This is a genomic window from Thalassospira xiamenensis M-5 = DSM 17429, assembly GCF_000300235.2.
GTDB classification, from domain to species: Bacteria; Pseudomonadota; Alphaproteobacteria; order Rhodospirillales; family Thalassospiraceae; genus Thalassospira; species Thalassospira xiamenensis.
In genome coordinates this window covers 2,269,496-2,295,505 of sequence record NZ_CP004388.1, presented here as the reverse complement: position 1 = coordinate 2,295,505, position 26,010 = coordinate 2,269,496, and the positions used below count along the sequence as shown (strand labels likewise).

Annotated in this window: 22 protein-coding genes and 3 tRNA genes; 21 read left to right on the top strand and 4 right to left on the bottom strand. The window is 53.7% G+C overall.

From position 1 onward, the window contains the following. Window positions 1-108: 108 nt before the first annotated feature. Window positions 109-1,683: a cryptochrome/photolyase family protein gene (locus TH3_RS10825; protein ID WP_007089390.1), complete on the bottom strand. Its 1,575-nt coding sequence runs from the start codon at window positions 1,681-1,683 to the stop codon at window positions 109-111. 282 nt (window positions 1,684-1,965) lie between these two features. Between TH3_RS10825 and bfr (TH3_RS10820) the strand changes: the two genes are divergently transcribed. From bfr (TH3_RS10820) to TH3_RS10800, 5 genes are all read left to right on the top strand, one after another. Beyond that, window positions 1,966-2,442 carry a bacterioferritin gene (gene bfr, locus TH3_RS10820; protein WP_007089391.1) on the top strand — a complete coding sequence of 159 codons (477 nt, stop codon included), beginning with the start codon at window positions 1,966-1,968 and terminating at the stop codon, window positions 2,440-2,442. A gap of 20 nt (window positions 2,443-2,462) precedes the next feature. Then, entirely contained in the window at window positions 2,463-2,954 is a 492-nt protein-coding gene (gene bfr, locus TH3_RS10815) for a bacterioferritin (RefSeq protein WP_007089392.1), read from the top strand. Window positions 2,955-3,132: 178 nt separating this feature from the next. Then, window positions 3,133-5,619 carry a heavy metal translocating P-type ATPase gene (locus TH3_RS10810; RefSeq protein WP_007089393.1) on the top strand — a complete coding sequence of 829 codons (2,487 nt, stop codon included), beginning with the start codon at window positions 3,133-3,135 and terminating at the stop codon, window positions 5,617-5,619. Beyond that, entirely contained in the window at window positions 5,616-5,999 is a 384-nt protein-coding gene (gene cueR, locus TH3_RS10805) for a Cu(I)-responsive transcriptional regulator (protein ID WP_007089394.1), read from the top strand. The genes TH3_RS10810 and cueR overlap by 4 nt, the downstream gene beginning before the upstream one ends. A gap of 73 nt (window positions 6,000-6,072) precedes the next feature. Further along, window positions 6,073-6,513 carry a c-type cytochrome gene (locus tag TH3_RS10800; RefSeq protein WP_233421751.1) on the top strand — a complete coding sequence of 147 codons (441 nt, stop codon included), beginning with the start codon at window positions 6,073-6,075 and terminating at the stop codon, window positions 6,511-6,513. Between the two features lie 54 nt (window positions 6,514-6,567). Here the strand turns inward: TH3_RS10800 and TH3_RS10795 are convergent, their stop codons facing one another. Beyond that, a complete protein-coding gene (locus TH3_RS10795; protein WP_007089396.1) occupies window positions 6,568-7,680 on the bottom strand; it encodes a PAS domain-containing sensor histidine kinase in 1,113 nt (370 codons plus the stop codon). Between the two features lie 39 nt (window positions 7,681-7,719). Beyond that, window positions 7,720-8,970, bottom strand: a complete 1,251-nt coding sequence (locus TH3_RS10790; RefSeq protein ID WP_007089397.1) for a D-amino acid dehydrogenase — start codon at window positions 8,968-8,970, stop codon at window positions 7,720-7,722. Window positions 8,971-9,129: 159 nt separating this feature from the next. Here TH3_RS10790 and TH3_RS10785 point away from each other — a divergent pair, with 159 nt between their 5' ends. The 9 genes from TH3_RS10785 (at window position 9,130) to TH3_RS10745 (ending at window position 18,873) form a co-directional block, all read left to right on the top strand. Continuing rightward, window positions 9,130-10,590, top strand: coding sequence for a bifunctional ADP-dependent NAD(P)H-hydrate dehydratase/NAD(P)H-hydrate epimerase (locus TH3_RS10785; protein ID WP_040059851.1), 1,461 nt, complete (start codon window positions 9,130-9,132; stop codon window positions 10,588-10,590). A 259-nt stretch (window positions 10,591-10,849) separates the two neighbouring features. Beyond that, window positions 10,850-10,934, top strand: a tRNA-Leu gene (locus TH3_RS10780). A gap of 114 nt (window positions 10,935-11,048) precedes the next feature. Next, window positions 11,049-12,506: a trigger factor gene (gene tig / locus TH3_RS10775; protein WP_007089399.1), complete on the top strand. Its 1,458-nt coding sequence runs from the start codon at window positions 11,049-11,051 to the stop codon at window positions 12,504-12,506. A 46-nt stretch (window positions 12,507-12,552) separates the two neighbouring features. Continuing rightward, complete coding sequence (gene clpP / locus TH3_RS10770; RefSeq protein ID WP_007089400.1) at window positions 12,553-13,182, top strand: ATP-dependent Clp endopeptidase proteolytic subunit ClpP; 630 nt, start codon at window positions 12,553-12,555, stop codon at window positions 13,180-13,182. A gap of 302 nt (window positions 13,183-13,484) precedes the next feature. Then, window positions 13,485-14,750, top strand: a complete 1,266-nt coding sequence (clpX, locus tag TH3_RS10765) for an ATP-dependent Clp protease ATP-binding subunit ClpX (RefSeq protein ID WP_007089401.1) — start codon at window positions 13,485-13,487, stop codon at window positions 14,748-14,750. A 130-nt stretch (window positions 14,751-14,880) separates the two neighbouring features. Beyond that, complete coding sequence (gene lon, locus TH3_RS10760; RefSeq protein WP_007089402.1) at window positions 14,881-17,292, top strand: endopeptidase La; 2,412 nt, start codon at window positions 14,881-14,883, stop codon at window positions 17,290-17,292. 263 nt (window positions 17,293-17,555) lie between these two features. Then, window positions 17,556-17,828 carry an HU family DNA-binding protein gene (locus tag TH3_RS10755; RefSeq protein ID WP_007089403.1) on the top strand — a complete coding sequence of 91 codons (273 nt, stop codon included), beginning with the start codon at window positions 17,556-17,558 and terminating at the stop codon, window positions 17,826-17,828. A 110-nt stretch (window positions 17,829-17,938) separates the two neighbouring features. Continuing rightward, window positions 17,939-18,015: transfer RNA gene (locus tag TH3_RS10750), tRNA-Val, on the top strand. 189 nt (window positions 18,016-18,204) lie between these two features. Further along, window positions 18,205-18,873: a hypothetical protein gene (locus TH3_RS10745; protein WP_007089404.1), complete on the top strand. Its 669-nt coding sequence runs from the start codon at window positions 18,205-18,207 to the stop codon at window positions 18,871-18,873. 758 nt (window positions 18,874-19,631) lie between these two features. Here the strand turns inward: TH3_RS10745 and fliG are convergent. Further along, complete coding sequence (gene fliG / locus TH3_RS10735) at window positions 19,632-20,651, bottom strand: flagellar motor switch protein FliG (protein ID WP_007089405.1); 1,020 nt, start codon at window positions 20,649-20,651, stop codon at window positions 19,632-19,634. A gap of 316 nt (window positions 20,652-20,967) precedes the next feature. On the opposite strand from fliG, the gene TH3_RS10730 reads away from it, so the two are divergent. The 7 genes from TH3_RS10730 to nuoF all read left to right on the top strand — a co-directional run bounded on the left by TH3_RS10730 (window position 20,968) and on the right by nuoF (window position 25,997). After that, window positions 20,968-21,044 (top strand) — tRNA-Asp (locus TH3_RS10730). A 287-nt stretch (window positions 21,045-21,331) separates the two neighbouring features. Continuing rightward, complete coding sequence (locus TH3_RS10725; RefSeq protein WP_007089406.1) at window positions 21,332-21,697, top strand: NADH-quinone oxidoreductase subunit A; 366 nt, start codon at window positions 21,332-21,334, stop codon at window positions 21,695-21,697. Continuing rightward, a complete protein-coding gene (locus tag TH3_RS10720; protein ID WP_007089407.1) occupies window positions 21,688-22,230 on the top strand; it encodes a NuoB/complex I 20 kDa subunit family protein in 543 nt (180 codons plus the stop codon). The genes TH3_RS10725 and TH3_RS10720 overlap by 10 nt, the downstream gene beginning before the upstream one ends. A gap of 18 nt (window positions 22,231-22,248) precedes the next feature. After that, window positions 22,249-22,878, top strand: coding sequence for an NADH-quinone oxidoreductase subunit C (locus TH3_RS10715; RefSeq protein ID WP_007089408.1), 630 nt, complete (start codon window positions 22,249-22,251; stop codon window positions 22,876-22,878). Then, entirely contained in the window at window positions 22,878-24,056 is a 1,179-nt protein-coding gene (locus TH3_RS10710; protein WP_007089409.1) for an NADH-quinone oxidoreductase subunit D, read from the top strand. The genes TH3_RS10715 and TH3_RS10710 overlap by 1 nt, the downstream gene beginning before the upstream one ends. Continuing rightward, window positions 24,053-24,715 (top strand): NADH-quinone oxidoreductase subunit NuoE, encoded by a 663-nt coding sequence (nuoE, locus tag TH3_RS10705; protein ID WP_052268365.1) that lies wholly within the window; start codon window positions 24,053-24,055, stop codon window positions 24,713-24,715. Before TH3_RS10710 ends, nuoE begins: the two co-directional genes overlap by 4 nt. A gap of 1 nt (window position 24,716) precedes the next feature. Further along, a complete protein-coding gene (gene nuoF, locus TH3_RS10700) occupies window positions 24,717-25,997 on the top strand; it encodes an NADH-quinone oxidoreductase subunit NuoF (protein ID WP_007089411.1) in 1,281 nt (426 codons plus the stop codon). Window positions 25,998-26,010 lie beyond the last annotated feature (13 nt).

The following is a 26,010-nucleotide window of genomic DNA, read 5'->3' as shown; positions in this document are numbered from 1 at the left end:
TTCGACAGCGCCAGTTTGTAGGCAGCTGTGTAAGCAGAAGCCGGACATTTCGTCCGGCTTTTTGTTTTTCTGTCTTCTGAATATGCGCTGTATTTCAGATGATCCCGGCTACCACAGGCTTGCCTGATGTGATGGCTTTGGGATTTTTCCGGTATCCATCTGTGTCAGGAAATGCTCGGCCTGTTCGATTAGTGCCGTTTTACTGTTCCCATTCATACGCGACCAATTGCGATATGGCATAGCAAGGCGCGGGTTTTTGCCGAGTTTATCGACGTTACGATCCAGGAAGTGCCAGTAAAGTGCGTTAAAGGGGCATGCATCGGGCCCTGTGTTCTTATTGGGACTGTATTGGCAAGCCGTACAGTAATCAGACATCCGGTTGATGTATTTTCCACTCGCAGCATAGGGCTTGGACGCCATTTTTCCCCCGTCGGCATAAAGTGCCATGCCAAAGGTGTTGGGAAGTTCCACCCACTCAAATGCGTCGATATAAACTGCCAGATACCATTCACAGACTTCCTTTGGATCCAGACCGGATAGAAGCGCAAAGTTGCCAATCACCATCAATCGCTGAATGTGATGCGCGTAGGCATTGTCCAGCGTTTCGGTGATGGCGTGATGCAGGCAGTTCATCCCAATATTCCCATCCCAGAAAAAGGCGGGTAGGGGGCGTCTGGCATCGAAATAACTGCCTTTTCCGTAATCGGGCCCCATATGCCAGTAAAGCCCGCGCACATATTCGCGCCAGCCAAGGATCTGACGAATAAAGCCCTCGGCGGCGTTGATTGGTATCTTGCCGACGCGATAGGCATTTTCAGCGGCACGGCATACTTCATCGGGGAGCAAAAGGCCGACATTGATATAGCCGCTTAGAAGAGAGTGATAAACAGTGCTGCTTTTTACAGTCATCGCATCCTGATAGTCACCAAATAGCGGCAATTGATGTTCTATAAAGTGATCAAGGACTGTAAGCGCATCGCGTCGGGTAACCGCCCAGCCGAAACTTTCGTGATCCCCGCAGGCATTCGGGAAATCCTGTTTAACCCGGTTGAGCAATGCCTGCGTGATGCTATCCGGTTTGAAAGTCAGGGGGCTTGGCGGCCTGTGATCATCGGGAAGGCGTTTGCGATTATCGTGATCAAAATTCCACTGACCGCCAACCGGTTTGCCATCCGGTTCCATCAGGATACCGGTTGTACGTCGCAGTTGCCGATAGAAATACTCCATACGGAGTTCCTTGCGGTTTTCAGCAAATTCCGCAAATACCGAAAGTGGGGCAAAGAAACGATCATCGTCGCGAACATCAAGGACGATACCGAACTTGTCCGCCCATGTTTCGATTTCCGTGCGTATCCGCCATTCGCCGGGCTCTGTAATGATTACCTGTTTTACCGGATGATTTTTCAATGCCAGTTTCAGGGCATCGCTAAAGCTATTGGTCGGCTGATTCTCATAATCGAAATAACAAACCGCGAAACCCTTTTCACGTAATTCATGAGCGAAATGGCGCATCGCAGACAGAATGAAGACAATTTTCTGCTTGTGATGGGCGACATAGTTTGCCTCGCTGTTCGGTTCCGCCATTACAATCAAGTCGTGATCAGGATCGGCATCCCTTAAACTTGCCAGTGAAACAGACAGCTGATCACCAAGTATGAAACGGATCGATTTGATGGCAGACATTTAACGGGCGACCTCCGGCAGCGAAAATCATATTTCCGACTCGTACGCGAAAAAAGGTCCCAGAGATTGGTTGAAGCAAACAAAAACAACCGAAAACGGGCGGACCGATTTTCATTCGCAATGGTTGCTGCGCGAATGATTTTTACTTGTGTGCCATGATCTGAAAATTTGCAAAAAAATCGGCTAAATTATTGATAATGGTAATCAAAGGCGCGGTTTTCCCTTGAAAAGGGGAATGGTCGATCCCACTATTTGGACAGCCCAATCATCAGGAGTGCCACCATGAAGGGTGATCCCAAGATCATCAGTTATCTTAATCGCGTGCTTACCAACCAGTTAACGGCGATTAACCAGTATTTCCTGCATGCCCGTATGCTCCGCGACTGGGGCGTGGAAGAAATGGGCGAGTACGAATACAAACTTTCGATCAAGGAAATGAAACGTGCCGATGACACCATCGAGCGCATTCTGTTCCTTGAAGGTCTGCCCAATCTTCAGAATTTGAACAAGCTTATGATCGGCGAGAATGTCGAGGAAATCGTTTCCTGCGACATGAAGTTCGAGTTGGCAAGCCTGCCGCTTCTGCGCGAGGCGATTAGCGCCTGCGAAAAGGCCGCAGACTTTGTAACCCGCGATCTGCTGGTCAAATTCCTTGAAGATCAGGAAGAACATGTCGACTGGCTGGAAACGGAGCAGTGGCAGATCGAAAATGTCGGTATGCAGAATTATATTCAAAGCCGTTCTGGCGACGGCGACTAACAATTCAGGAGCTTTACGCCATGAAGGGTAACAAGAAGGTTATCGACGCGCTGAACAAGCAGCTTACGGCTGAATTGTCCGCCGCCGACCAGTACAACACCCATGCCGAGATGTATCTCGATTGGGGTTTGCATGCACTTTATGCTCGTATGCATCATGAAAAGGACGAAGAACTCGAACATGCAAAACGCCTGATCGAACGTATTCTGTTCCTTGAAGGTGTGCCCGATACCGCGTCGCGCAGTCCGATCAAGATCGGCAAAACCGTGCCTGAGATGATGAAAAACGATCTCGAACACGAATATCATGTGATCGATCTTCTGAAAAAGGCGATTAAACTTGCCGAGAAGGAAGAAGATTATCAGACGCGCAATATGCTGACCACGCTGCTGGATGACAGCGAAGAGGATCATGCATATTGGCTTGAACAGCAGATCCGTCTGATCGATATGATGGGCTTGCCGAACTATATCCAGTTCCGCGCTGTTGGCGAGCCGAACCCGCACGGTTAAGGTTGCCAAATGTCATTTGAAAACCCCGGTATTGTCCGGGGTTTTTTTATTTTTATCAGATATTTGCGGGTGAATTGATAACGCAAAATCAATCCGCCCGTTTTATGCTTGACCTTCCAGTTGCTGGAACCTCTATGGTCACCCATATCAAGTTATTGATCATGGAATGGTGACCTAAATGGACAGGCGATCAGAACCCGACATCCCTGAAATTCGTGGCAATGGTGCCCCCGGTTTGAAAAAACCGACGGACGAAGGGGCGCGTGGCGAAGTGACCCTGCAAATCGGCGGGATGACTTGTTCATCCTGTGCCGGTCGGATTGAAAAGGCATTGGGCAAGCTGCCCGGTGTATCGTCCGAGGTGAACCTTGCGCTGAATTCTGCCCATGTCACCTTTGATCGTGATCAGACATCAGTTAGCAAACTGGCCGATACCATCCGTTCTGCGGGCTATTCTGTTGCCGATGAAAGCCGGTCTTTTGATATTGATGGCATGACCTGCGCCAATTGCGCGCTTCGCGTCGAAAAGGCATTGAGCAAACTGCCCGGGGTTACGGAAGCCAGTGTCAATTTCGCACTGGAGCGGGCCGATATTCATACCTTACCGGGACAGGTTGGTGACGCCGATGTCATCGCGGCTGTTGAAAAGGCCGGTTATCACGCTGTTTCACGAGGCAAATCGGGTCAGGAAAACGGGCAGGATCCCGCAGACCAAAAGAATCCCGACAAGTCGTTTTGGTGGCTGGCGGCTTCTATTGTCCTGACCGCGCCGCTGGTGGCCCAGATGATCTGGATGTATCTGGGGGTCGATTTTCATTTGAGCCCGTGGGTAGAACTGGCGCTGGCGACCCCGGTGCAGTTCCTGATCGGTTGGCGGTTCTATCGCGGCGCCTGGATGGCGTTGCGTAACGCCAGTGCCAATATGGACGTGCTGGTCGCACTTGGCACGTCGGCCGCCTATTTCCTGAGCCTTTATAACATGATTGTGGCTGGTCATGACGGGCAGACGCATCTTTATTTCGAGGCATCCGCCGCGATCATCACCCTGATCCTTGCCGGTAAAATCATGGAAGAACGCGCCAAACGCGGTGCGTCGGCGGCTATTCGTGAACTGATGGCGCTACGTCCGCGCCGTGCGCGTAAACTTGACGAAACCAAAGGCGAAATTGAAATCGATATCGCCCAGCTTGTTATCGGTGACACCGTCAGGGTTTTGCCAGGTGAACGTGTTCCCGTTGATGGCAAGGTTTCAGCAGGTGAAAGTGAGCTTGATGAAAGCCTGATCACCGGAGAAACACGCCCGATCGCGCGTGTGGCAGGGGATATGGTCGTTGGTGGTGCTGTCAATGGTACCGGGCGGCTTGATGTCGAAGTCACCGCAATCGGCGAAGATACAACACTGTCGCGGATCATTCGGCTGGTTGAACATGCCCAGACCGGAAAGGCACCGGTTCAGAAACTGGTCGATAAAGTTTCCGGGATTTTTGTGCCCGTGGTCGTCTTGATTGCCATGGTTACCTTTGGCGGATGGCTTTTATTCGGTGCCACGATGGAAGCATCGATTGTGGCCGCTGTTTCGGTTCTTGTTATTGCCTGCCCCTGTGCATTGGGGCTTGCGACACCAACCGCACTGGTGGCGGGCACGGGGGCCGCGGCGAAAAGCGGTATCCTGATCCGGAACTTCGATGCGCTGGAACAGGCACACAATGTTGATACCGTCATTTTTGATAAAACCGGTACCCTGACCGAAGGCAAGCCAACAGTTCGAGACATCAAACCCGCAGAGGGCACAGATGAAGCCGAACTGCTGCGTATGGTTGCCGCCGTGCAGGCCGCAAGCGAACATCCGCTGGCGCGTGCAATCGTCAATGCCGCACGCAAACAGGAAATTAAAATTCCTGACATCACTGATTTTAGCAGCAAAACCGGTGCCGGTGTTCAGGCAAAGGTTGAAGACCACAATGTCGTTATAGGCAATGAGGCAATGCTTGCCGATCTTGGTATTGGATTGCCAGATGGTGATCTTGGCAGCCAGATTGCCGATTACGAAGGGCGCGGCCAGACCGTCATTCTGGTTGCGATTGACGGCAGGTTCGCCGGGTTCATCACGCTGGAAGATCGGATTCGTGCGTCGGCAAAGCAGGCGATAGCCGATCTGAAAGCGCGTGGGATCAACAGCATCATGTTGTCTGGAGACGGTGAAGATGTTGCTTCCTATGTTGCAGAGCAGCTTGGTCTTGAAGAAGGCCGCGGTCGTATCCGTCCGCAGGACAAGGCGCGCGAGGTCGAAAAACTGCGCAAGGCTGGCCGTCATGTTGCCATGGTCGGCGATGGTATCAATGATGCGCCAGCCCTGGCGGCGGCGGATGTCGGTATTGCGATGGGGGGCGGTACCGATGTGGCCATGGAGACGGCGGGCATTACCCTGATGCGGTCTGACCCGGCACTTGTCGAGGGGGCAATTGATGTGTCGATCGCAACACGGCGCAAGATCGCCCAAAACCTGTTCTGGGCGTTTGGTTATAACGTGATCGGCGTGCCGTTGGCGGCGTTCGGTATCCTGAGCCCCGCGATTGCGGGGGCTGCGATGGCGTTGAGTTCGGTTTCGGTCGTCAGCAACTCGCTGTTGCTGCGCGGTTGGAAAGTCCGCGGAGAAAAACCATGAATATTTCCGATGCATCCCGCGATAGCGGTCTTCCGGCGAAAACCATCCGTTATTACGAGGATATCGGACTGGTAAAGCCCGGTCGGCTTGAAAACGGCTACCGGGACTACAGCGACGATGACTTGCACAAATTGCGCTTTTTGCAGCGTTCCCGGGGGCTTGGCTTTTCGGTAGAGGATTGCCGGGTGTTACTGTCGCTCTACGAGGATCGCAACCGTGCTTCGGCAGATGTGAAGCAGATTGCCAAAACACATCTGATCGAAATCGAACGCAAGATCGCAGAACTGCAAAGTCTGCAAAAGACCTTGTCGCATCTGGTTGACGAATGCCAAGGCGATCATCGTCCTCATTGTCCTATCATCAACGATCTCGCGGGATAGCCTGCTTAAATCTGAAGAAGGAAGACATTCGTTGAAGAAGAAAACGATTTTTGCCCTCGGCGGAGCTGTGGCCGTGTCCGCAATCCTGGTGATTGCTGTTGTCGTTTCAGGTGCCTACCCTGAAAAAGATGCGGCGCAGGTTCGCTTGCAACCCGATAATTTGCAACTGGTTGCAATGGGCAAGAAAATCTATGACGCCAATTGTGCGTCCTGCCACGGTCGTGATTTTAAAGGGGAAGCAAACTGGCGCGAACGACGCGACGATGGTTTGCTGCCTGCACCTCCCCATGATGAAACCGGCCATACCTGGCATCACCCGGATGATTTGCTGTTTGCATTGACCAAATATGGTCCGGCGAAAATGATCGGTGATGGTTATCAGTCTGCGATGCCCGGCTTTGAAAAAGTTCTGACGGATGAGGAAATCATAGCATCCCTGTCCTATATCAAAAGCCGCTGGCCCAAAGAAATCCGGATGCGTCACGATCAGATGAACAAGTCGGCCGACCAATAAAGCACAAGGCCTGGCAATGTTCTGCCGGGCCTTCATGTTTTTACGACATAAAACCTAAACGCGGGGCAGGGTGATTCTTACTGTTGTGCCCTTGCCAAGGTCGCTTTCGATGCTTAGTCGTCCACCGTGCAATTCAACCAAAAGCTTGGTCAGCGGCAAACCAAGTCCCGTTCCGGCACTTTCCTTGACCCCAGATGGGTGCAATTGGGAGAATCGAGCAAGCGCACGTGGAATGTCGTTCGGACTCATGCCGACACCATTATCCTGAATGGCAAAACAGATTTCGTCGTCCAAGACCGTCAATGTTACGGAAATCTCTCCCTTGTCGGGGGTGAACTTGGCGGCGTTGCTGAGGATGTTTATCAGGATTTGCTTCAGTTTCAGGCGATCACATGGCATCATCAATGGTTTTTGCGGCAAATTCAGGATCAGTTTGTGATGCCGTTTTTTGATGTCGTCGCTGACTAGTTTTGTTGCTTCCTGCGTTACAGAAACAATATCGTCTTCTGCCAGTTGCAAAGCCATCGAGCCATTTGAAAGCTTCGAGACATCAAGAACATTGTTCACGAGTTCAAGCAGATGCGTTCCGGCCTCGTACACGTCGCGCGCGCAGTCACGATAGCTGTCGGAAATATCGCCCAGCACGCCTTCGGCGATCAATTCGGAATTGCCGATAATCGCATTAAGCGGGGTGCGCAGTTCATGCCCCATATTGGCAATGAAGTCGGATTTTGATGCATTGGCGTCCGAGCGTTCGCGATTCTGTTCCATCAAGGTGCGCTCGGCCTGTTGCTGCCTGTCATTTTCAAGCAGCGTCATCAGGACAGCTGTGCGTGTTTCGTTTTCGCGGAAATATTCCAGCGGGGCGATGGACAGATCGCACATGTGGCTTTCATCGCTGGCATTGACCAGCACGATATCGCCGCGCCATGTCCTACCGGATGCAAAGACATCATCAATGTCATTGAGAAGTCCGGCAGACAGAAAGCCCGCCTTGCGCCCTATCATTCGGTCGCGGGCAACACCGATCAGGTTCGCCATGGCGTCATTGCACTGCAAAACCTTGCCGCTACGCTCGCAGATGACGGCGGCATAGGGCAGTGCGTTCAGAACAACTTGATCTGCCAATGGCGCGGTTTCCGCGTCAATCGGGGAGTCTGTGGTCATGTCGGCCCCTGGTCCCATCGTTATCCAGCAATCAATCGTTTAAAAACGGTCGATACCCAGTCCAAGAAGCGAGATATCGGGTTTGCGTCCGTCAATGAGATCGGCAACAGCCTTTCCAGAACCACAACTCATCGTCCACCCCAAAGTCCCGTGCCCCGTATTAAGATACAGATTATCATATTTGGTATCACTAATAACAGGGGCAGAATCAGGTGTTACAGGACGAAGTCCCGACCAGAACTCGATTGTTGAACGATCACCGGAATTTGGAAACAATTCGAATGCCTTGTCGGCAATCATTTTTTGGCGTCGTTCCGACATTCTAAGATTATAGCCGTCCAGTTCCGCCGTTCCCGCGACGCGGAGCCGGTTTCCAAGCCGCGAATAGACCATCTTCACACTGTCATCAATCAGGGCCACCCGGGGGGCGCCGTTATGGCCAGTGGTATCGATGCTGATCGAATATCCCTTGCACGGGTAAACCGGCAAATGGATGCCAAGCGGCTTTAACAGAAGCGGGCTGTAACTGCCCAGACACATCAGATAACGATCACCGGAAATATCGCCCTGATCGGTGCTGACGGCGGCAATGCGGCCCTGATCCTGTTTAAGTCCGGTGATGGTGGTGTCGAGCCTGAAGATGGCACCGCGTGCACGGCAGCGGTCTGCCAGAAGTTCGGTAAATTTTCGCGCATCCCCGCTTTCATCGTCGGGGGTAAAGCTGCCGCCGATGATTTTGGCATTGCTGTCGCGCAAGGCTGGTTCGATTTCAAGGCATTCGGTGGCACTGACCATGCGACGGTTCAGGCCAAATTCCTGCATCTGGCGGGTTGCCTTTTCGACCGTTGCCAGTTCGTCTTCGTTTCGACAGACGTGAAGAATACCCTGTTCGAGATGGTCATATTCAAGCCCAAGGCTGCTGCGCAGGTCTTTTAGGCAGGCGCGGCTGTATGTCGCAACGCGCAGTGCCTTTTCAAGGTTCACGCGTGCCCGTTTATCGGTGCAGTTGCGCAGGAACCGGAGGCCCCATGAAAACAGTTGCGGATCCCAGCGCATCCGGAACAACAGCGGCGCTTCTTCGCGGCCAAGCCATTTCAGTATCTGTGCGGGGGTATGTTCATTTGCCCACGGTGTGGCATGGCAGGCGGAAATCTGGCCGCCATTGGCAAAGCTGGTTTCCTGACCTGCGGCGTGCTGTCGGTCAATGACCGTAACCTGATGGCCGTTTTCCAAAAGATACCAGGCCGCCGTCGTCCCAATGACGCCAGCGCCCATCACGACAACATGCATACCGGAAAAGCCTCGTTACGGATCGTTAAGTACGCGTTAGTCTCTGACTCGCGATTGCGTTTGCAATATACTGATCGGGAAAACAAATAGCTACCGGTGTCTGTTCGTTTTCCGGATGATCCGGCAAGCACGCCAATGTACCGAATTTGACAGGTGAAAATGTTCGAAGTCCTCACTACTGAACAGATGTACGAAGCCGACCGCAGAACCATTGAAGCTGGCACATCTGGCGATGTCTTGATGGAAAATGCCGGTGCGTCTGTTGTTGCCGAAATCGTGTCGCGGTGGACTGCGCGTGCCGCAACGGTGTTATGCGGGCCGGGGAACAATGGCGGCGATGGCTTTGTCATTGCCCGCCTTTTACGCAATGCGGGGTGGTCGGTACGGTTGGGGTTGCTTGGCGATGTTGAAAAGCTGACCGGGGATGCCGCCCTGAATGCGGGACGCTGGGATGGGGCGGTCGAGCGGCTTTCGCCTGCATTGCTGGTCGGGGCCGATCTGGTGGTTGATTGTCTGTTTGGCGCGGGGCTTGCGCGGCCAATTGAGGGTGATCTTGCCAGTCTGGTGCAGGCTGTAAACGATTCCGGCGTGCCGGTTGTTGCGGTAGATGTGCCAAGCGGGGTCGATGGCAATTCCGGCGAGGTTCGCGGTATTTCGGTCAAGGCGAACGTCACCGTGACATTCTGCCGTCCGAAACCGGGGCACTATCTTTTGCCCGGTCGCATTCTGTGCGGTCAGGTGATTGTGCGTGACATCGGTATCGCCGATCAGACGATCCGCGATATCCGTCCGATGCTTGTATGTAATGAGCCCGGTGTGTGGCGGGCGGGTATCAACTGGCCCGGTGTGGATGGGCATAAATATCATCGGGGGCATTTGCTGGTGATTGGCGGGGCTACCATGACCGGGGCAGGCCGACTGGTGGCAAGGGCGGCGCGCCGTGCCGGGGCAGGGTTGCTTACAGTTGTGGCAGAACCCGCAAGCCTTTCGGTTTATGCCGCGGATAGCCCCGGCATCATGACGGCACCGATTGCGACCCTTGATGACCTGTTAAAGGATTGTCGTCACAACGCGTTGGTGATCGGGCCGGGATTCGGCGTTGGGGATGAAACATGCAGCCGGATCATTACGTTGCTGCATTATTGTCGGTGCACGGTTCTGGATGCCGATGCGCTGACCAGTTTCGCCGAACAGCCCAGCACGCTGTTTTTTGCCATTCAGGGGCCAACGGTGTTAACGCCGCATGAAGGCGAATTTGCCCGTCTGTTTCCTGATATCGAAGGCGACAAGCTAAGCCGGGCAAGGGCCGCAGCCAAGCGAAGCGGTGCGACCGTCCTGATCAAGGGGACGGATACGATTGTTGCCGCCCCAGATGGCCGGGCGGCAATCAACACGATCGATGCGCCGTGGCTGGCAACAGCCGGATCGGGGGATGTCCTGGCCGGGATTATCGGCGGGTTAATGGCACAGGGGATGGAAATGTTTGATGCTGCCTGCATGGGGGCGTGGCTTCATGCGCGTGCCGGGGGGGATATTGGTCCCGGTCTGATTGCCGAGGATATTCCGCATCATCTGCCGGTTCTGCTGGGGCAGCTTTGGCGTGCCGTGCCTAAGTGGTGATGTCTGAATGAGGCGCTGGTTTTATCGCAAATCGGCTGCGTTTGGGCCCCTGAAGCCGATGTTTGATGGGCGAAAATGCTTTTTCTGGCAGTTTTTTGAACCTTCCAACAATCTTGTGAAACGCAGAAAACCGGCCCGTTTCAAATTAATTTTCCACCTGAATGCATCTGTCTAAAAGGCGATGCTTGCATGACATGATCGAAGTTTGTATTAAGGCGCACCCACACCGGTACTTCCGGTGTGTTTGGTATGCTTGTGTGCGGGCGTGGCGGAACTGGTAGACGCGCTGGATTTAGGTTCCAGTGGAGCAATCCGTGGGGGTTCGAGTCCCTTCGCCCGTACCATAAGCTGACCATAAATTAAGACCAGGATGCATATTCGTTTAGTCATATTGACTTTCTGAGGTCCGGACTGCGTCGCGTAACGGACATTATTCGAACCAAGCAAAAGAGTTATCTATGCAGGTTACTGAAACCAAAAACGAAGGCCTGGCGCGCGAGTTCAAAGTCGTTGTGCCCGCCGCTCAGATCGAAGAAAAAGTCGTCGCCAAACTCGACGAGATCAAAGACCAGGTTCGCCTGCCGGGCTTCCGTCCGGGCAAGATTCCGGCGAAACTGCTGCGCCAGCGCTATGGCCAGGCTGTCATGGGCGAAGTTCTCGAAGCCGCTGTAAACGAAAACACCGGCAAGGTTCTTAACGACAATGACCTGCGTCCGGCCGTTCAGCCGAAAATCGAAGTGACCTCGTTTGACGAAGGCAAGGACCTTGAGTTCGCCATTGCTGTCGAAGTCATTCCGGCCATCGAACCGATGGACTTCAAAAAGCTGAAGCTGACCCGCGAAGTCGTTGAACTTGACGATGTGAAGGTCAACGAAACGCTTGACCGTATTGCTGCAGCGCAGGGCACCACCGAGCCGCTCGCACGCAAGCGCAAGTCGAAAGCCGGTGACGTTGTCGTCATCGATTTCCTTGGCAAAATCGGCGGCGAAGCTTTCGAAGGCGGTAAAGCCGAAGATTACGAACTTGAACTTGGTTCGGGTTCGTTCATCGAAGGTTTTGAAGACCAGCTTACCGGCGTTAATGCCGGTGACGAAGTTGTCGTCAAAGTGAAATTCCCGGAAGCCTATGGTGCGGCTGAACTTGCAGGCAAAGATGCCGAGTTCGACGTAACCGTCAAGGAAATCAAGGAAAAGAAACCGGCTGCTCTTGACGATGAACTCGCCAAGAAACTCGGTCAGGAAAGCTTTGACGCCCTCAAAGACGCAATCCGCAAGGATTTCGGTCGCGAGTACGAATCGGTTGCCCGTCAGAAACTGAAACGCCAGCTGCTTGATGCATTGGCCGAAAACCACAGCTTCGAACTGCCGACCAGCCTGGTTGAGAACGAGCTGGAAGGCATCATTGCCCAGATCAAACAGGCACGTGATGCGGGGCAGGAAGATGACGAGACTAAAGGCAAGTCCGAAGAAGAACTGACCGACGAGTTCCGCGAAATCGCAGAACGCCGTGTTCTTCTTGGTCTGCTTCTGGCAGAAGTCGGCCGTAAAAACGAAATCCAGGTTACTCAGGAAGACGTGAACAAGGTCCTTGTTGCCGAGGCCCAGAAATATCCGGGTCAGGAACAGCAGGTTATTGAATTCTACAAAAATAACCCGCAGGCCTTGCAGGCGCTTCAGGGCCCTGTATATGAAGACAAGGTCGTGGATTACATCGTCGAACTCGCCAAGGTAGAAGACAAGACCGTTTCGGTCGAAGACCTTCTGAAACCGGAAGAGGAAGACGAAGCTCCGAAGAAGAAATCGGCTGCCAAGAAGGCATCGGCTAAAAAAGACGCAGACAAAGAGGCTCCGGCCAAGAAATCTGCTGACAAGAAGCCGGCTGCCAAGAAAAAAGCCGATAAATCGGAAGAGAAGTAATCCGTCCGACATACCGGTTTAGGATGCAGCAAGGAGATTGCAGTCGATGATTGAAGCACAGATGAACTCGCTCGTGCCGATGGTGGTTGAACAGACCAGTCGTGGTGAACGGGCCTATGACATCTTTTCCCGTCTTCTCAAGGAGCGGATCGTCTTCATCAACGGCCAGGTCCATGACGGCATGTCGTCACTGATCTGCGCGCAGTTGCTACATCTCGAATCGGAAAACCCGGACAAGGATATCTCGCTTTATATCAACTCCCCGGGCGGGGTTGTGACGTCGGGTCTGGCGATCTATGACACCATGCAATACATCCGTTGCGATGTTTCCACGGTGTGCATGGGGCAGGCGGCTTCCATGGGGTCGCTGTTGCTGATGGCCGGTGCAAAGGGCAAGCGTTACTGCCTGCCGAATGCGCGCGTCATGATTCACCAGCCGTCCGGCGGGTTCCAGGGGCAGGCATCGGATATCGAAATCCATGCCCGCGAAATTCTGGCATTGCGTCAGCGTCTTAACGAGATTTATGTCGAACATACCGGCCGTGATCTCAAGACGATTGAAGACGCGATGGAGCGTGATAACTTCCTTACCCCGGATCAGGCCAAGGAATTCGGCCTGATTGACGAGGTGGTAACGTCGCGTCCGAAGCCGGAGTCTGATGCGAAAAAAGATTGATCGTTGCATAACGATCCGATGAAAACGCCCCGGTGTTTTGCCGGGGCGTTTTTTTATGGCTTGCGCACATTCATCCTCTGGTCATAGACAGGACGTATAAGTAGGTTCTGTGACATTGTTTGGAACATGCGAAATTCCATAACGTTCAGGTGATAATGAACAGGGGTTTCGCATCCTTGGGTGCGCTCCCATATCAAACATGTGGCCATATGGCCGATAAGCGCAGATTAAACGTTGAGATCGGTATCGTTTACCGGCTAACATGGCGATAAAAGATAACGTCAAACGTAATTGGGGTTTGTATGAGCAAATCGAATAGCGGGGACTCCAAGAACACTCTGTATTGTTCTTTCTGTGGAAAGAGCCAGCACGAGGTTCGCAAGCTCATCGCCGGTCCAACCGTATTCATCTGTGATGAATGCGTAGAGCTTTGCATGGACATCATCCGCGAAGAGCACAAAACCCATCTCGTCAAATCGGCTGACGGGGTGCCTTCTCCGCAAGAGATTTGCAAGGTTCTTGACGATTATGTGATCGGTCAGGGCCATGCGAAGAAAGTTCTCTCTGTCGCGGTTCACAACCACTACAAACGCCTGCATCATGCCAGCAAGAACGAGGATATCGAACTTGCCAAGTCGAACATCATGCTGGTCGGTCCGACCGGTTGTGGTAAGACGCTTCTGGCGCAGACGCTTGCGCGCATCCTTGATGTGCCTTTCACCATGGCTGATGCCACGACCCTTACCGAAGCAGGTTATGTCGGTGAGGACGTCGAGAATATTATCCTCAAGCTGCTTCAGGCGGCTGACTACAATGTCGAGCGTGCACAGCGTGGCATCGTCTATATCGACGAGGTCGACAAGATTTCACGCAAGTCCGACAACCCGTCGATCACGCGTGACGTGTCGGGCGAGGGTGTGCAGCAGGCCCTTCTGAAGATCATGGAAGGTACGGTTGCATCGGTTCCGCCGCAGGGCGGCCGTAAACACCCGCAGCAGGAATTCCTGCAGGTCGACACTACCAATATCCTGTTCATCGTGGGCGGTGCCTTCGCTGGTCTGGATAAGGTGATTTCGCAGCGTGGCAAGGGCAGTGCGATCGGGTTTGGTGCGGATGTCCGCAGCCCCGAAGACCGTCGTACCGGCGAAGTCCTGCGCGAAGTCGAGCCCGAGGATCTGTTGAAATTCGGCCTTATTCCGGAATTCATCGGTCGTCTGCCGGTTCTGGCAACGCTTGAAGACCTCGACGAGGATGCGCTGGTCAAGATTCTGACCGAGCCGAAAAACGCGCTTATCAAGCAGTATCAGCGTCTGTTCGATATGGAAGACGTGAAACTGACCTTCCAGCCTGATGCGCTGGTGGGAATCGCCAAAAAGGCGATCGAGCGTAAAACCGGTGCGCGTGGCCTGCGGTCAATCATGGAAGGTATCCTGCTTGATACCATGTTTGATCTGCCGACCCTTGAAAGCGTCGAGGAAATCGTGATCAACCGTGATGTCGTCGAAGGAAAGGCAAAACCGTTGCTGATCCATGCCGAACGACGTGAAGGTGTCGAACACAGTGCCTGATTTCTGATCCCGCACCGGCATCCTATTGCGGTGCGGGGATTTCAGATTATCTTTTGAATGTTCGCGTTACTGGCGGGGCCTATGGCAGGACCCCAGCAACGTTTTGGCTCAGAATAGGGAATAGAACATAATGGTTGAATTGGCGCGTGGCGAAATTTACCCGGTACTGCCGTTGCGCGACATCGTAGTGTTCCCGCACATGATTGTTCCGCTGTTTGTCGGACGTGAAAAATCAGTGCGCGCACTTGAAGATGTGATGCGCGAAGACAAGCAGATTCTGCTTGTTACCCAGAAAGACGCGGGTCTTGATGATCCGTCGGTCAAGGATCTGTACGAAATCGGTACTGTCGCAACCGTGTTGCAGCTTCTGAAGCTGCCCGACGGGACGGTCAAGGTGCTTGTCGAAGGTGGCAAGCGTGCAGAGATTTCCGGTTTCGTCGACAATCCTGAATTTTTCCAGGCTTATGCCGCTGTTCGTGAGGAAGCGGATGAGGACGATAGCGAGCTTGAAGCGCTTGCGCGTTCCGTCGTGACCCAGTTCGAACAGTATATCAAGCTGAACAAGAAGATACCGCCGGAAGTTCTGGTGTCGGTTAATCAGATCGAAGAGCCTGCGAAGCTTGCCGATACGGTGGCGTCGCATCTGTCGCTCAAGATTTCCGAGAAACAGGAACTTCTGGAAACCACCCTCGTCGGGGACCGTTTGGAACGCATTTTCGGTTTCATGGAATCGGAAATCGGCGTCTTGCAGGTCGAGAAAAAAATCCGCAACCGCGTCAAGCGCCAGATGGAAAAAACCCAGCGCGAGTACTATCTGAACGAGCAGCTTAAAGCCATTCAGAAGGAGCTGGGCGAGGGCGAAGATGGCAAGGATGAAGCTTCTGAAATCGAAGAGAAGCTGAACAAGGCCAAGATGCCGAAGGAAGCCAAGGAAAAAGCCCAGGCCGAGCTTAAGAAACTGCGCAATATGAGCCCGATGTCCGCCGAGGCCACCGTGGTGCGCAATTATCTTGACTGGATGGTGTCTATTCCGTGGAACAAACGTTCGCGGGTTTCGCTTGATCTGAAAAAGGCCAAGAAGGTGCTCGACAAGGAGCATTACGGTCTTGAAAAGGTCAAGGAACACATCCTTGAATATCTTGCCGTTCAGGCGCGCGTCAAAAAAGTCAAAGGCCCGATTCTGTGCCTTGTCGGTCCTCCGGGCGTTGGTAAAACCTCGCTTGGGAAATCGATTGCGAATGCGACCGGTCGTACGTTCGTGCGCATGTCGCTTGGCGGGGTGCGTGACGAGTCTGAAATTCGCGGTCATCGCCGGACCTATATCGGTTCCATGCCAGGAAAAATCATCCAGGGCATGAAAAAGGCGAAATACTCCAACCCGCTTTTCCTTCTCGACGAGATTGAAAAAATGGGTTCGGATTTCCGCGGCGATCCGGCTTCGGCGTTGCTTGAAGTTCTTGATCCGGAACAGAATTCGACCTTTAACGACCACTATCTTGAGGTCGATTACGATCTTTCGGATGTGATGTTCGTGACGACTGCCAACAGCCTGCGCATGCAGCAGCCGTTGCTCGACCGTATGGAGATCATCCGGATTTCGGGTTACACCGAAGATGAAAAGGTTGAGATCGCCAAGCGCCACCTGATCCCGAAACAGGTCAAGGAAAGCGGCCTGAGAAAAGGCGAGTGGAGCATTTCGGACGACGCATTGCGGGATCTGATCCGGTACTACACCCGAGAGGCCGGTGTGCGTAGCCTTGAGCGCGAGCTGGCGAAGCTTGCCCGTAAGGCGACCAAGCGCATCATGCTTGAGAACCTGAAAACCGTTCGCGTAACGCCGCGCACGCTTGGCAAATATGCCGGGATTCGCAAGTTCCGTTATGGCGAAACTGAAGGCGAAGATCAGGTCGGTGTTGTTACTGGTCTGGCCTATACCGAATTCGGCGGCGATCTGTTGCAGATTGAATCGGTCACCGTACCGGGCAAGGGCAACATGAAAACCACCGGCAAGCTCGGTGAAGTCATGACAGAATCGATTCAGGCGGCAACCTCGTTTGTCCGGTCGCGCGCCACCCAGTTCGGGATCAAGCCGACCCTGTTCCAGAAACGTGACATTCACGTTCACGTTCCGGAAGGGGCGACACCAAAAGACGGTCCGTCGGCTGGTGTTGGCATGGTGACGTCGGTGGTTTCGGTTCTGACTGGAAATCCGGTTCGCCGGGATGTCGCGATGACGGGCGAAATCACGCTTCGCGGTCGTGTGCTTGCGATTGGTGGTTTGAAAGAAAAGCTTCTTGCGGCATTGCGCGGCGGTGTCAAAACCGTCCTGATCCCGCAGGAAAACGAAAAGGACCTGGAAGACATTCCGGACAACGTCAAACGTGGCATGGAAATCATTCCGGTTTCCCATGTTGACGAGGTTCTCAGCCATGCGCTGGTCAATCCGCTGGTTCCCATCGAGTGGGAAGAAGAAGTGGATGACGTCGCTGTCAAAACCAAGGACGGCGAAGAATCGGAAGTCGGTGGTGTTACCACGCACTGATTGACGTCAAAAAGGTCTGAATTCAAGGGGGGATGGCGCTGTCATCCCCCCTTTTCTGTGGATAACTTTGGCCCAGAATCGGCAATGATCCACAGCCGTGTTGCTGTAAAGGCGAAAAAAATCAAAAAAACGTTCGAAACCGCAGAAAACTGCGACTGTCGCATTGACGGGATGTTGGCTACCTGCTTACACTGCCGATGCAACAGGTTTGGGGCAAACCAAATTTCCTCATAACTCCGAACGTCCAATAAGGGGGCCAGGAAGTGAATAAAAACGATCTCGTTGGAAGTGTAGCTGCTAAAGCCGATCTGTCCAAAGCAGACGCTGCTAAAGCCGTTGACGCTGTTTTCGATTCCATTACCGAATCTCTCAAAGGCGGTGACGAAGTTCGTCTCGTCGGTTTCGGTACCTTCGCTGTCGCTGCTCGCGCTGCTTCAAAAGGTCGCAACCCGCGCACCGGTGAAGAAATCGACATTCCGGCATCGAAACAGCCTAAATTCAAGGCTGGCAAGGGTCTTAAGGACGCCGTCAACTAAGTTTGACGATGTTCTGAAAAAAAATGCCGGTGACAAGCGTCACCGGCATTGCTTTTTCAAAAAAGCATGTTATGTTCCGCCCGCTTCCGCAAAACGGGGCATCAAAATACGGGTGATTAGCTCAGCTGGTTAGAGCATCTCGTTTACACCGAGAGGGTCGGGAGTTCGAATCTCTCATCACCCACCATTCTTGCAAAAGTCGGCTTCGTGCCGGCTTTTTGCGTTTCTGGACCATTTGATTTTCTTTTTGCGAATCAGCGCGCTATTGCAGTGCACCGCGAATCGTTTTCAGGAATCGAACCGCGATGCAGTGGTTGACGCCATAACGCTTGACAGGCAAGCTTGATCAGGCAACACCAGTCAGGAAGACGCCGCGATGACCATGATTTCTAAAATCCCGTTTTCCGCGCTTGTGGCGTCATTGTGTACGTTTGCTACCCATCGGGGTCGGTCAATTGCCCGTGGGGCTCTGGTGGCGGCTATAGCGCCCCTGATGCTGGTTAGCTGTTATCTGCCCGAAGCCTTTACTATTGATCTTAATGTTGAGCAGAATGGCGATTTCCGCTTCAGCTATCGCGGACTGCTGGTGCAGCCGACCATTACCGAGGCCCTTCTGAACAAAGAAATTGATGCGGACGAAGAAAAAGTACGCGTCGATAAGGTGCTTGCCGATCTGAAACGCGATTCCGGAGTCAAGCAGCTGACCTATCAGGGCAATGGCATCTTCAACATTGTCTATGAACGGCGCAGCAACATCATGCGCGATAAAAGCTTTGTGTTTGTTCGGCGCAATTCGCGAATCCTTGAAATGTTTTTCCGCGCAGATTCGAACACTGTTGAAATACGCGGCGGCTTTGTTCCCGATCAGTATGAAGAACGTCTGACCGCACTGGGCTACCAGATGACCGGCAAGATCGAACTGCGCACCACGGCCGGCATTCGCAGCCATAACGCCGCCGAGTTCATTGAGACAGGCGGGCAGAACAGGCTGCGCTGGGAAATCAGATCGATTACTGATCCGGTGCCGAATGTGATCATCGGATAGGGCTGCCGAGTAGAGTATCGGGCAGAGTAGTCAGGCAGGTTGATCGGATCCGAAAGGCCGGAAATTTTCATCGGCTGGGATGCAGCGACTACATTTTTCAATGGCCCTGTTTTCCTGATAGAAATCGATCATCGCACCTGCACACTACAATGGATTTGTATCCTGCCTTTGTCATTGCTTCTCAATTTTGTTCTTGATTTGTTCCTTTTGTTGTGGTAAAGATATTTTATCAACTTGATAATTGCGCCTACATCGCGGGAGAGAGGGGGCGGAATTATCTGATTTCAGGCTTCTGAATAATTTCCCAGACAATTCCGGCATGACGCCGTCACAGGATGTTTGCAGTGCAAACGGAACGGATGGCGCATGTGTTGTTCCAAAAGGAAAGAGGGCCATGATCACGAATGTCGATGACGAAGGGCCGTAATGCCGTCAGGGCACTGGCCGAGGCGCGGGGCAGGCGGGATGCCTGTTGAACTTGCGTTACGAATCCGGCGGGCATGAAGATTTCATGCAGCGGTATATTGGACTGTCATGTGAGCGGAGGAAGATAAAGTCACGGCGCGATGCCAGCCGTCATTCAAGGCATCCGAAACAGGGGCCGCAAGCCCGAAAATGGCAAAAGTCATTACGCAAGTAGTTTGTCAAATTCATAAAATGAAAGACAAAAAAACGGGACGGCAATCTGCCATCCCGTTTTGGGGGCGAATTTGGTTCGGAGCCCGGACCAAATGCCGGGGCTCCGGAGGTCTCTCGGGTCAGAAGACCATTTCGTCTTCACCACTACCTTCGGAGATGACGATCTGTCCCTGTGCGGCGAGTTCCTTGGCGAGCTGGACAATCATCATCTGGGATTCCTCGACATCCGACAGGCGGACGGGGCCGAGTGCCTCCATGTCTTCGCGCATCATCTTGCCGGCACGTTCGGACATGTTTTTGAAGAACAGGTCGCGCATCGCATCGGTCGAGCCTTTGAGGGCCAGTGCGAGTTTGTCTTTTTCGACCTGACGCAGCAGCGTCTGAACACCGTTGTTGTCGAGACGGGCCAGGTCTTCGAAGGTGAACATGAGTGCCTTGATCTTTTCCGCAGAGTCGCGGTTGCGTTCCTCGAGTGCGGTGAGGAAGCGATCCTGGCTTTGGCGATCCAGGCTGTTGAAGATATCAGCCATCAGTTCGTGGTTGTCGCCGCGCGAGCCGCGCGCAAGGTTCGACATGAACTCTGTACGCAGGGTTTTCTCGATATTGTCGAGGACCTCTTTCTGGACGGCCTCCATGCGCAGCATACGCATGATGACCTCCATTGAGAAGTTTTCCGGCAATAGCGACAAAACGGCAGCAGAGTGGGACGATTTTAGTTTCGAGAGCACCACGCCAACGGTCTGCGGATATTCGTTTTTCAGATAGTTGGCGAGAACGGCTTCGTTCACGTTGTTGAGCTTGTCCCACATGGTGCGACCGGCGGGGCCGCGAATCTCTTCCATGATGCCGTTGACACGGTCTTCGGGCAGGACTTTGGACAGCAGGCGTTCGGTCGTATCAAACGACCCGACAAGCGAGCCGGTTGAGGAAAGCTGATCAGCAAATTCGACAAACAGACGTTCAACGATGTTCGAACTGATGGTGCCAAGGCCCGACATGGTCTGGGAAATCTCTTTGATTTCCTCGTCATCCATCATGCTGAACATTTTCGTGGCGTGTTCTTCACCAAGTGCCAGCATCAGAATCGCGGCTTTTTCCGGTCCGGACAATGACCTGTATTCTTCTTTAACGCGCCCCACTGGTGGTCTTCTCCGTCACTGCGTTTATTCGTTTTACGTGAACATGCCTGTCCCCAGGGTACTGCCCCTAGCGGTCGAGAATATATTCTAATTATCAACAATTCTATAAAACCCGTGCACAGGATGCAAAGGTAACCGGCGAAACCATGCATGGAAGTGATTGGAAAAACGATATTTGTCGAGAATCCGGGGGCTGTGACATGTTTCACAGGGTGATGATCTCTGGCGCAATTGACGAGATGGTTGAAAACGCTGGTATCAGCTTGACTTGGCATAGGTGCTGGTCTAACAAAGGCGCGCCAATAGCTGGTCATTTGGGGGCGTAGCTCAGTTGGTTAGAGCGCCGGCCTGTCACGCCGGAGGCCGCGGGTTCAAGTCCCGTCGCTCCCGCCATGATCACCTATCTGTTGTCTTTCGTCGGGCGTTTCGTCCTTTCCGCGATCGCTTTTTCCTGCACAGCCGATGTTGCTTTGCAGGAAAGGGACTTGATCATGGCGTTGCGCAGTCCGATATCGGAGAGCAGGGAATGGCAAAAAGATTAGGAAGTTTCCGGCCTTAGGCGGTGTTAAAACTGCTTACGGGGCTGGAACTTGTGCGGTGCATACGTTATGGTGCGCCGGTATAGGCTGGGTGGGGACCTGGTCGGGTCAAAAGAGGCCTGTTCTTGAGAGGTCAGAGAGATGCAAGAGCTTCTTTCGGAATATCTTCCGATCCTGATTTTCATCGGGATCGCCGTCGGTCTCTCGGCGGTTATCGTCATCGCGTCGCTGGTTCTGGCCAAGCAGGCTCCTGATGTTGAAAAACTGTCCGCATACGAATGCGGATTTGCGCCGTTTGAGGACGCGCGCATCAAGTTTGACGTCAGGTTCTATCTGGTCGCCATCTTGTTCATCATTTTCGATCTCGAAGTTGCGTTCCTGTTCCCGTGGGCTGTGACCCTTGGTGACATTGGCACCTTCGGTTTCTTTTCTATGGTGATTTTCCTGGCTGTGCTGACGGTCGGATTTGTCTATGAATGGAAGAAGGGAGCTTTGGAATGGGAGTGAGCACCAATACAGGCGCACCCCTGGCACCCGGTCAGGATCAGGATACCCTGCTTAAAGGCGTGTTCGACGAGATGAATGACAAGGGCTTTGTCCTTGCCAATCTCGACAAGCTGGCAAGCTGGGCGAGCACCGGTTCGCTGTGGCCGATGACGTTCGGTCTGGCCTGCTGTGCTGTGGAAATGATGCATGCCGCCGCATCGCGTTACGACCTTGACCGTTATGGTCTTGTGTTCCGTCCGAGCCCGCGTCAGTCCGACGTGATGATCGTTGCGGGGACGCTGACCAACAAAATGGCCCCCGCATTGCGCAAGGTTTACGACCAGATGGCCGAGCCGCGCTGGGTGATTTCGATGGGCTCGTGCGCGAATGGTGGTGGGTATTATCACTATTCCTATTCGGTGGTGCGCGGTTGTGATCGCGTTGTGCCGGTGGACGTATATGTTCCCGGGTGCCCGCCGACAGCCGAAGCGCTGATTTACGGCGTGATGCAGTTGCAAAAGAAAATCCGCCGTACCGGTGTCCTGACACGCTGATCCTTATAGGGGGCTTGCATGAGCGAAGTGCTCAGCGATAACAGCGCCGCGCTGAAAGATCTTAAAGATCTAGTGGTGTCCCAGTTTGCCGACAAGGTTCTGGAAACCCAGTACCGTTATGGCGAACTGACCATCGCGGTCAAACGCGATGCTATTCTTAAAGTTCTGACATTCCTTCGCGATGATGCGGGCTGTCTGTTCAAGCAGCTTGTTGACATTTGCGGGGTTGATTATCCCGAACGCGCCCAGCGTTTCGACGTCGTGTATCACCTGCTGTCGCTCAAGCATAACCTGCGTGTGCGCGTCAAGGTCAGCACCGACGAAGAAACCCCGGTGCCAAGTGCCGTTTCCGTTTACAGCGCCGCCAACTGGTTCGAGCGCGAAACGTGGGATCTGTTCGGCATCTTCTTTGATAATCACCCGGACCCGCGCCGTATCCTGACGGATTACGGTTTCGAAGGTCATCCGCTTCGCAAGGATTTCCCGCTGACCGGTTATGTCGAGGTTCGCTATGACGACGAGCAGAAGCGCGTTGTCTACGAGCCGGTGAAACTGGTTCAGGATTTCCGTAACTTTGATTTCGAAAGCCCGTGGGAAGGCATCCAGCATGTTCTCCCCGGCGATGAAAAGGCGGAGGGCAAGGCCTGATGTCGGAACAGAAAATCAAAAACATGACCATGAACTTCGGCCCGCAGCACCCTGCGGCGCACGGCGTTCTGCGTCTGGTTCTTGAAATGGACGGCGAGGTTATCGAACGCGCCGATCCGCATATCGGCCTTCTGCACCGCGGTACGGAAAAGCTGATCGAATATAAAACCTATATTCAGGCGACGCCGTATTTCGACCGTCTCGACTATGTCGCGCCGATGAACCAGGAACATGCCTATTGCCTGGCCATCGAGAAGCTGATGGGTGTCGAGGTGCCGAAACGCGCCCAGTATATCCGCGTCCTGTACGCGGAAATGGGTCGTATCCTGAACCATCTTCTGAACCTGACCGCCTTTGCGCTTGACGTTGGTGCGATGACCCCGCTGCTGTGGGGCTTCGAGGAACGTGAAAAGCTCATGGAATTCTATGAGCGTGCGTGCGGTGCCCGTCTTCATGCCAACTATTTCCGTCCGGGCGGCGTTGCTGCCGATCTTCCGGCCGGGTTGCTGGCCGATATTGATGCCTGGTGCGATCAGTTCCCGAAATTCGTCAAGGATTTCGACCGCATCCTGACCGGCAACCGTATCTTCAAGCAGCGTACGGTTGATATCGGGATCGTTTCGCCCGAAGAGGCGCTGGACTGGGCCTTTACCGGGCCGAACATCCGCGCATCGGGGATGGCGTGGGATCTGCGGAAATCGCAGCCCTATGATTCGTACGAAGATTTCGATTTCGATATTCCCATCGGCAAAAACGGCGACTGCTATGATCGCTTCCTGGTGCGTTTCGAAGAAATGAACCAGTCGCTTCGGATCATGAAGCAGGCCATTAAAGAAATGCCTGATGGTGCTGTTATCGTTGAAAATAACAAAGTGGCGCCGCCGTCGCGTTCAGAAATGAAACGCTCGATGGAAGCCCTGATCCATCACTTCAAACTCTTTACCGAAGGGTTCCACGTTCCGGCTGGCGAATGCTATGCCGCGGTCGAGGCCCCGAAGGGCGAGTTTGGCGTGTATCTCATTTCGGATGGCTCGAACCGTCCGTATCGCTGCAAAATTCGCGCACCCGGGTTCCCGCACCTTCAGGGCATCGACTTCATGTCCAAAGGCCACATGCTGGCCGACGTCGTTGCCAATATCGGGTCGCTTGATATCGTGTTCGGTGAGATTGACCGATGAGCCATTTGAGAAGACCAGCTCCGAGAGAGCTTCAGCCTGTCAGCTTTGCGTTTTCCCCGGAAAACATGGAGCGGGCAAAAAAGATTATCGCCAAGTATCCGGAAGGCCGCCAGCAAAGTGCGGTCATGCCGCTGCTTGATCTGGCACAGCGTCAGACCGATGGTAACTGGGTTCCGACTGTTGCAATGGATTACATTGCCGACATGCTCGAAATGCCGGCCATTCGCGTCTATGAGGTGGCGACCTTCTATACGATGTATAACCTTGCCCCGGTGGGTAAGAATTTCATCCAGGTATGCACCACGACGCCGTGCTGGTTGCGCGGTTCGGCCGATGTTGTCGATACCTGCAAAAAGGAACTGGGCATTGGAATCGGTGAAACCACCGAAGACGGCCAGTTTACCCTGATCGAGGTTGAATGCCTTGGCGCGTGCGTTAACGCACCGATGATGCAGATTAACGACGATTATTACGAAGACCTGACTGCCGATAGCACCAAGTCGATCCTTGATGCCCTGAAAAAGGGTGAAAAGCCGAAAGCCGGTCCGCAGATCGGTCGTCGCGGCTGCGAGCCGATTGGTGGACCCAAGGTTCTGAAGGCATTCTGTGGCTGCGGCGCTGCCGATCAGTCTGCTGATGCAAGCGAAGGGGAGGCCTGAGATGTTGCAGGATAAGGATCGTATCTTTACCAACCTGTACGGTTTTCAGGACTTCGGTCTTAAGGCGGCACAGGCACGTGGCAACTGGGACGGCACCAAGGCCCTGATTGAAAAAGGGCGCGACTGGATCATCAACGAGATGAAGGCATCCGGTCTGCGTGGTCGCGGGGGCGCTGGCTTCCCGACCGGCCTGAAATGGTCGTTCATGCCCAAGGAATCTGATGGTCGTCCGAGCTATCTCGTGGTCAATGCCGACGAGGGCGAGCCTGGCACCTGCAAAGACCGCGAGATCATGCGCAATGATCCGCATACCCTGATTGAAGGCTGCCTTCTGGCAAGCTTCGCGATGAATGCCCATGCCGGATATATCTATATCCGTGGGGAATTCTATCACGAGGCATCGAACCTTCAGCGTGCAATCGATGAAGCCTATGAAGCGGGTCTGCTTGGCAAGAATGCCTGCGGTTCCGGCTGGGATTACGACCTTTATCTGCATCTTGGTGCAGGGGCGTATATCTGTGGCGAGGAAACCGCTCTGATCGAAAGCCTTGAGGGCAAGAAAGGCCAGCCGCGTCTGAAGCCGCCATTCCCGGCCAATGCCGGTCTGTATGGCTGCCCGACGACGGTGAACAATGTCGAATCGATTGCCGTGGTGCCGGAAATCCTGCGCCGTGGCGGTTCATGGTTCACCAGCTTTGGCCGTGAAAACAACCACGGTACCAAGCTGTTTGCGATTTCCGGCCATGTCGAAAAGCCGTGCACGGTCGAAGAAGCCATGAGCATCCCGCTGCGTGAGCTGATCGAAAAGCATTGCGGCGGCGTTCGTGGCGGCTGGGACAATCTTTTGGCGGTCATTCCGGGCGGTTCGTCCGTTCCGCTGATGACCAAAGACATTTGCGACGATGTGCTGATGGATTTCGATGCCCTGCGTGAAGTGGGATCGGGCCTTGGTACGGCAGCGGTGATCGTGATGGATAAGTCCACCGACATCGTTTACGCCATCGCGCGTCTGTCGGAATTCTATCAGCATGAAAGCTGTGGCCAGTGTACGCCGTGCCGTGAAGGCACGGGCTGGATGGCGCGCATCATGGCGCGCATGGTCCGGGGACAGGCCACGCTAGATGAAATTGATCTGTTGTGGGATGTGACCAAACAGGTCGAAGGCCACACCATTTGTGCGCTTGGCGATGCAGCTGCATGGCCGATCCAGGGTCTGATCCGTCGCTTCCGTCCCGAAATGGAACGGCGGATCAAGGAATATCGCGCACGGATCGCGGCCTGAGAGGGGCCTGTTG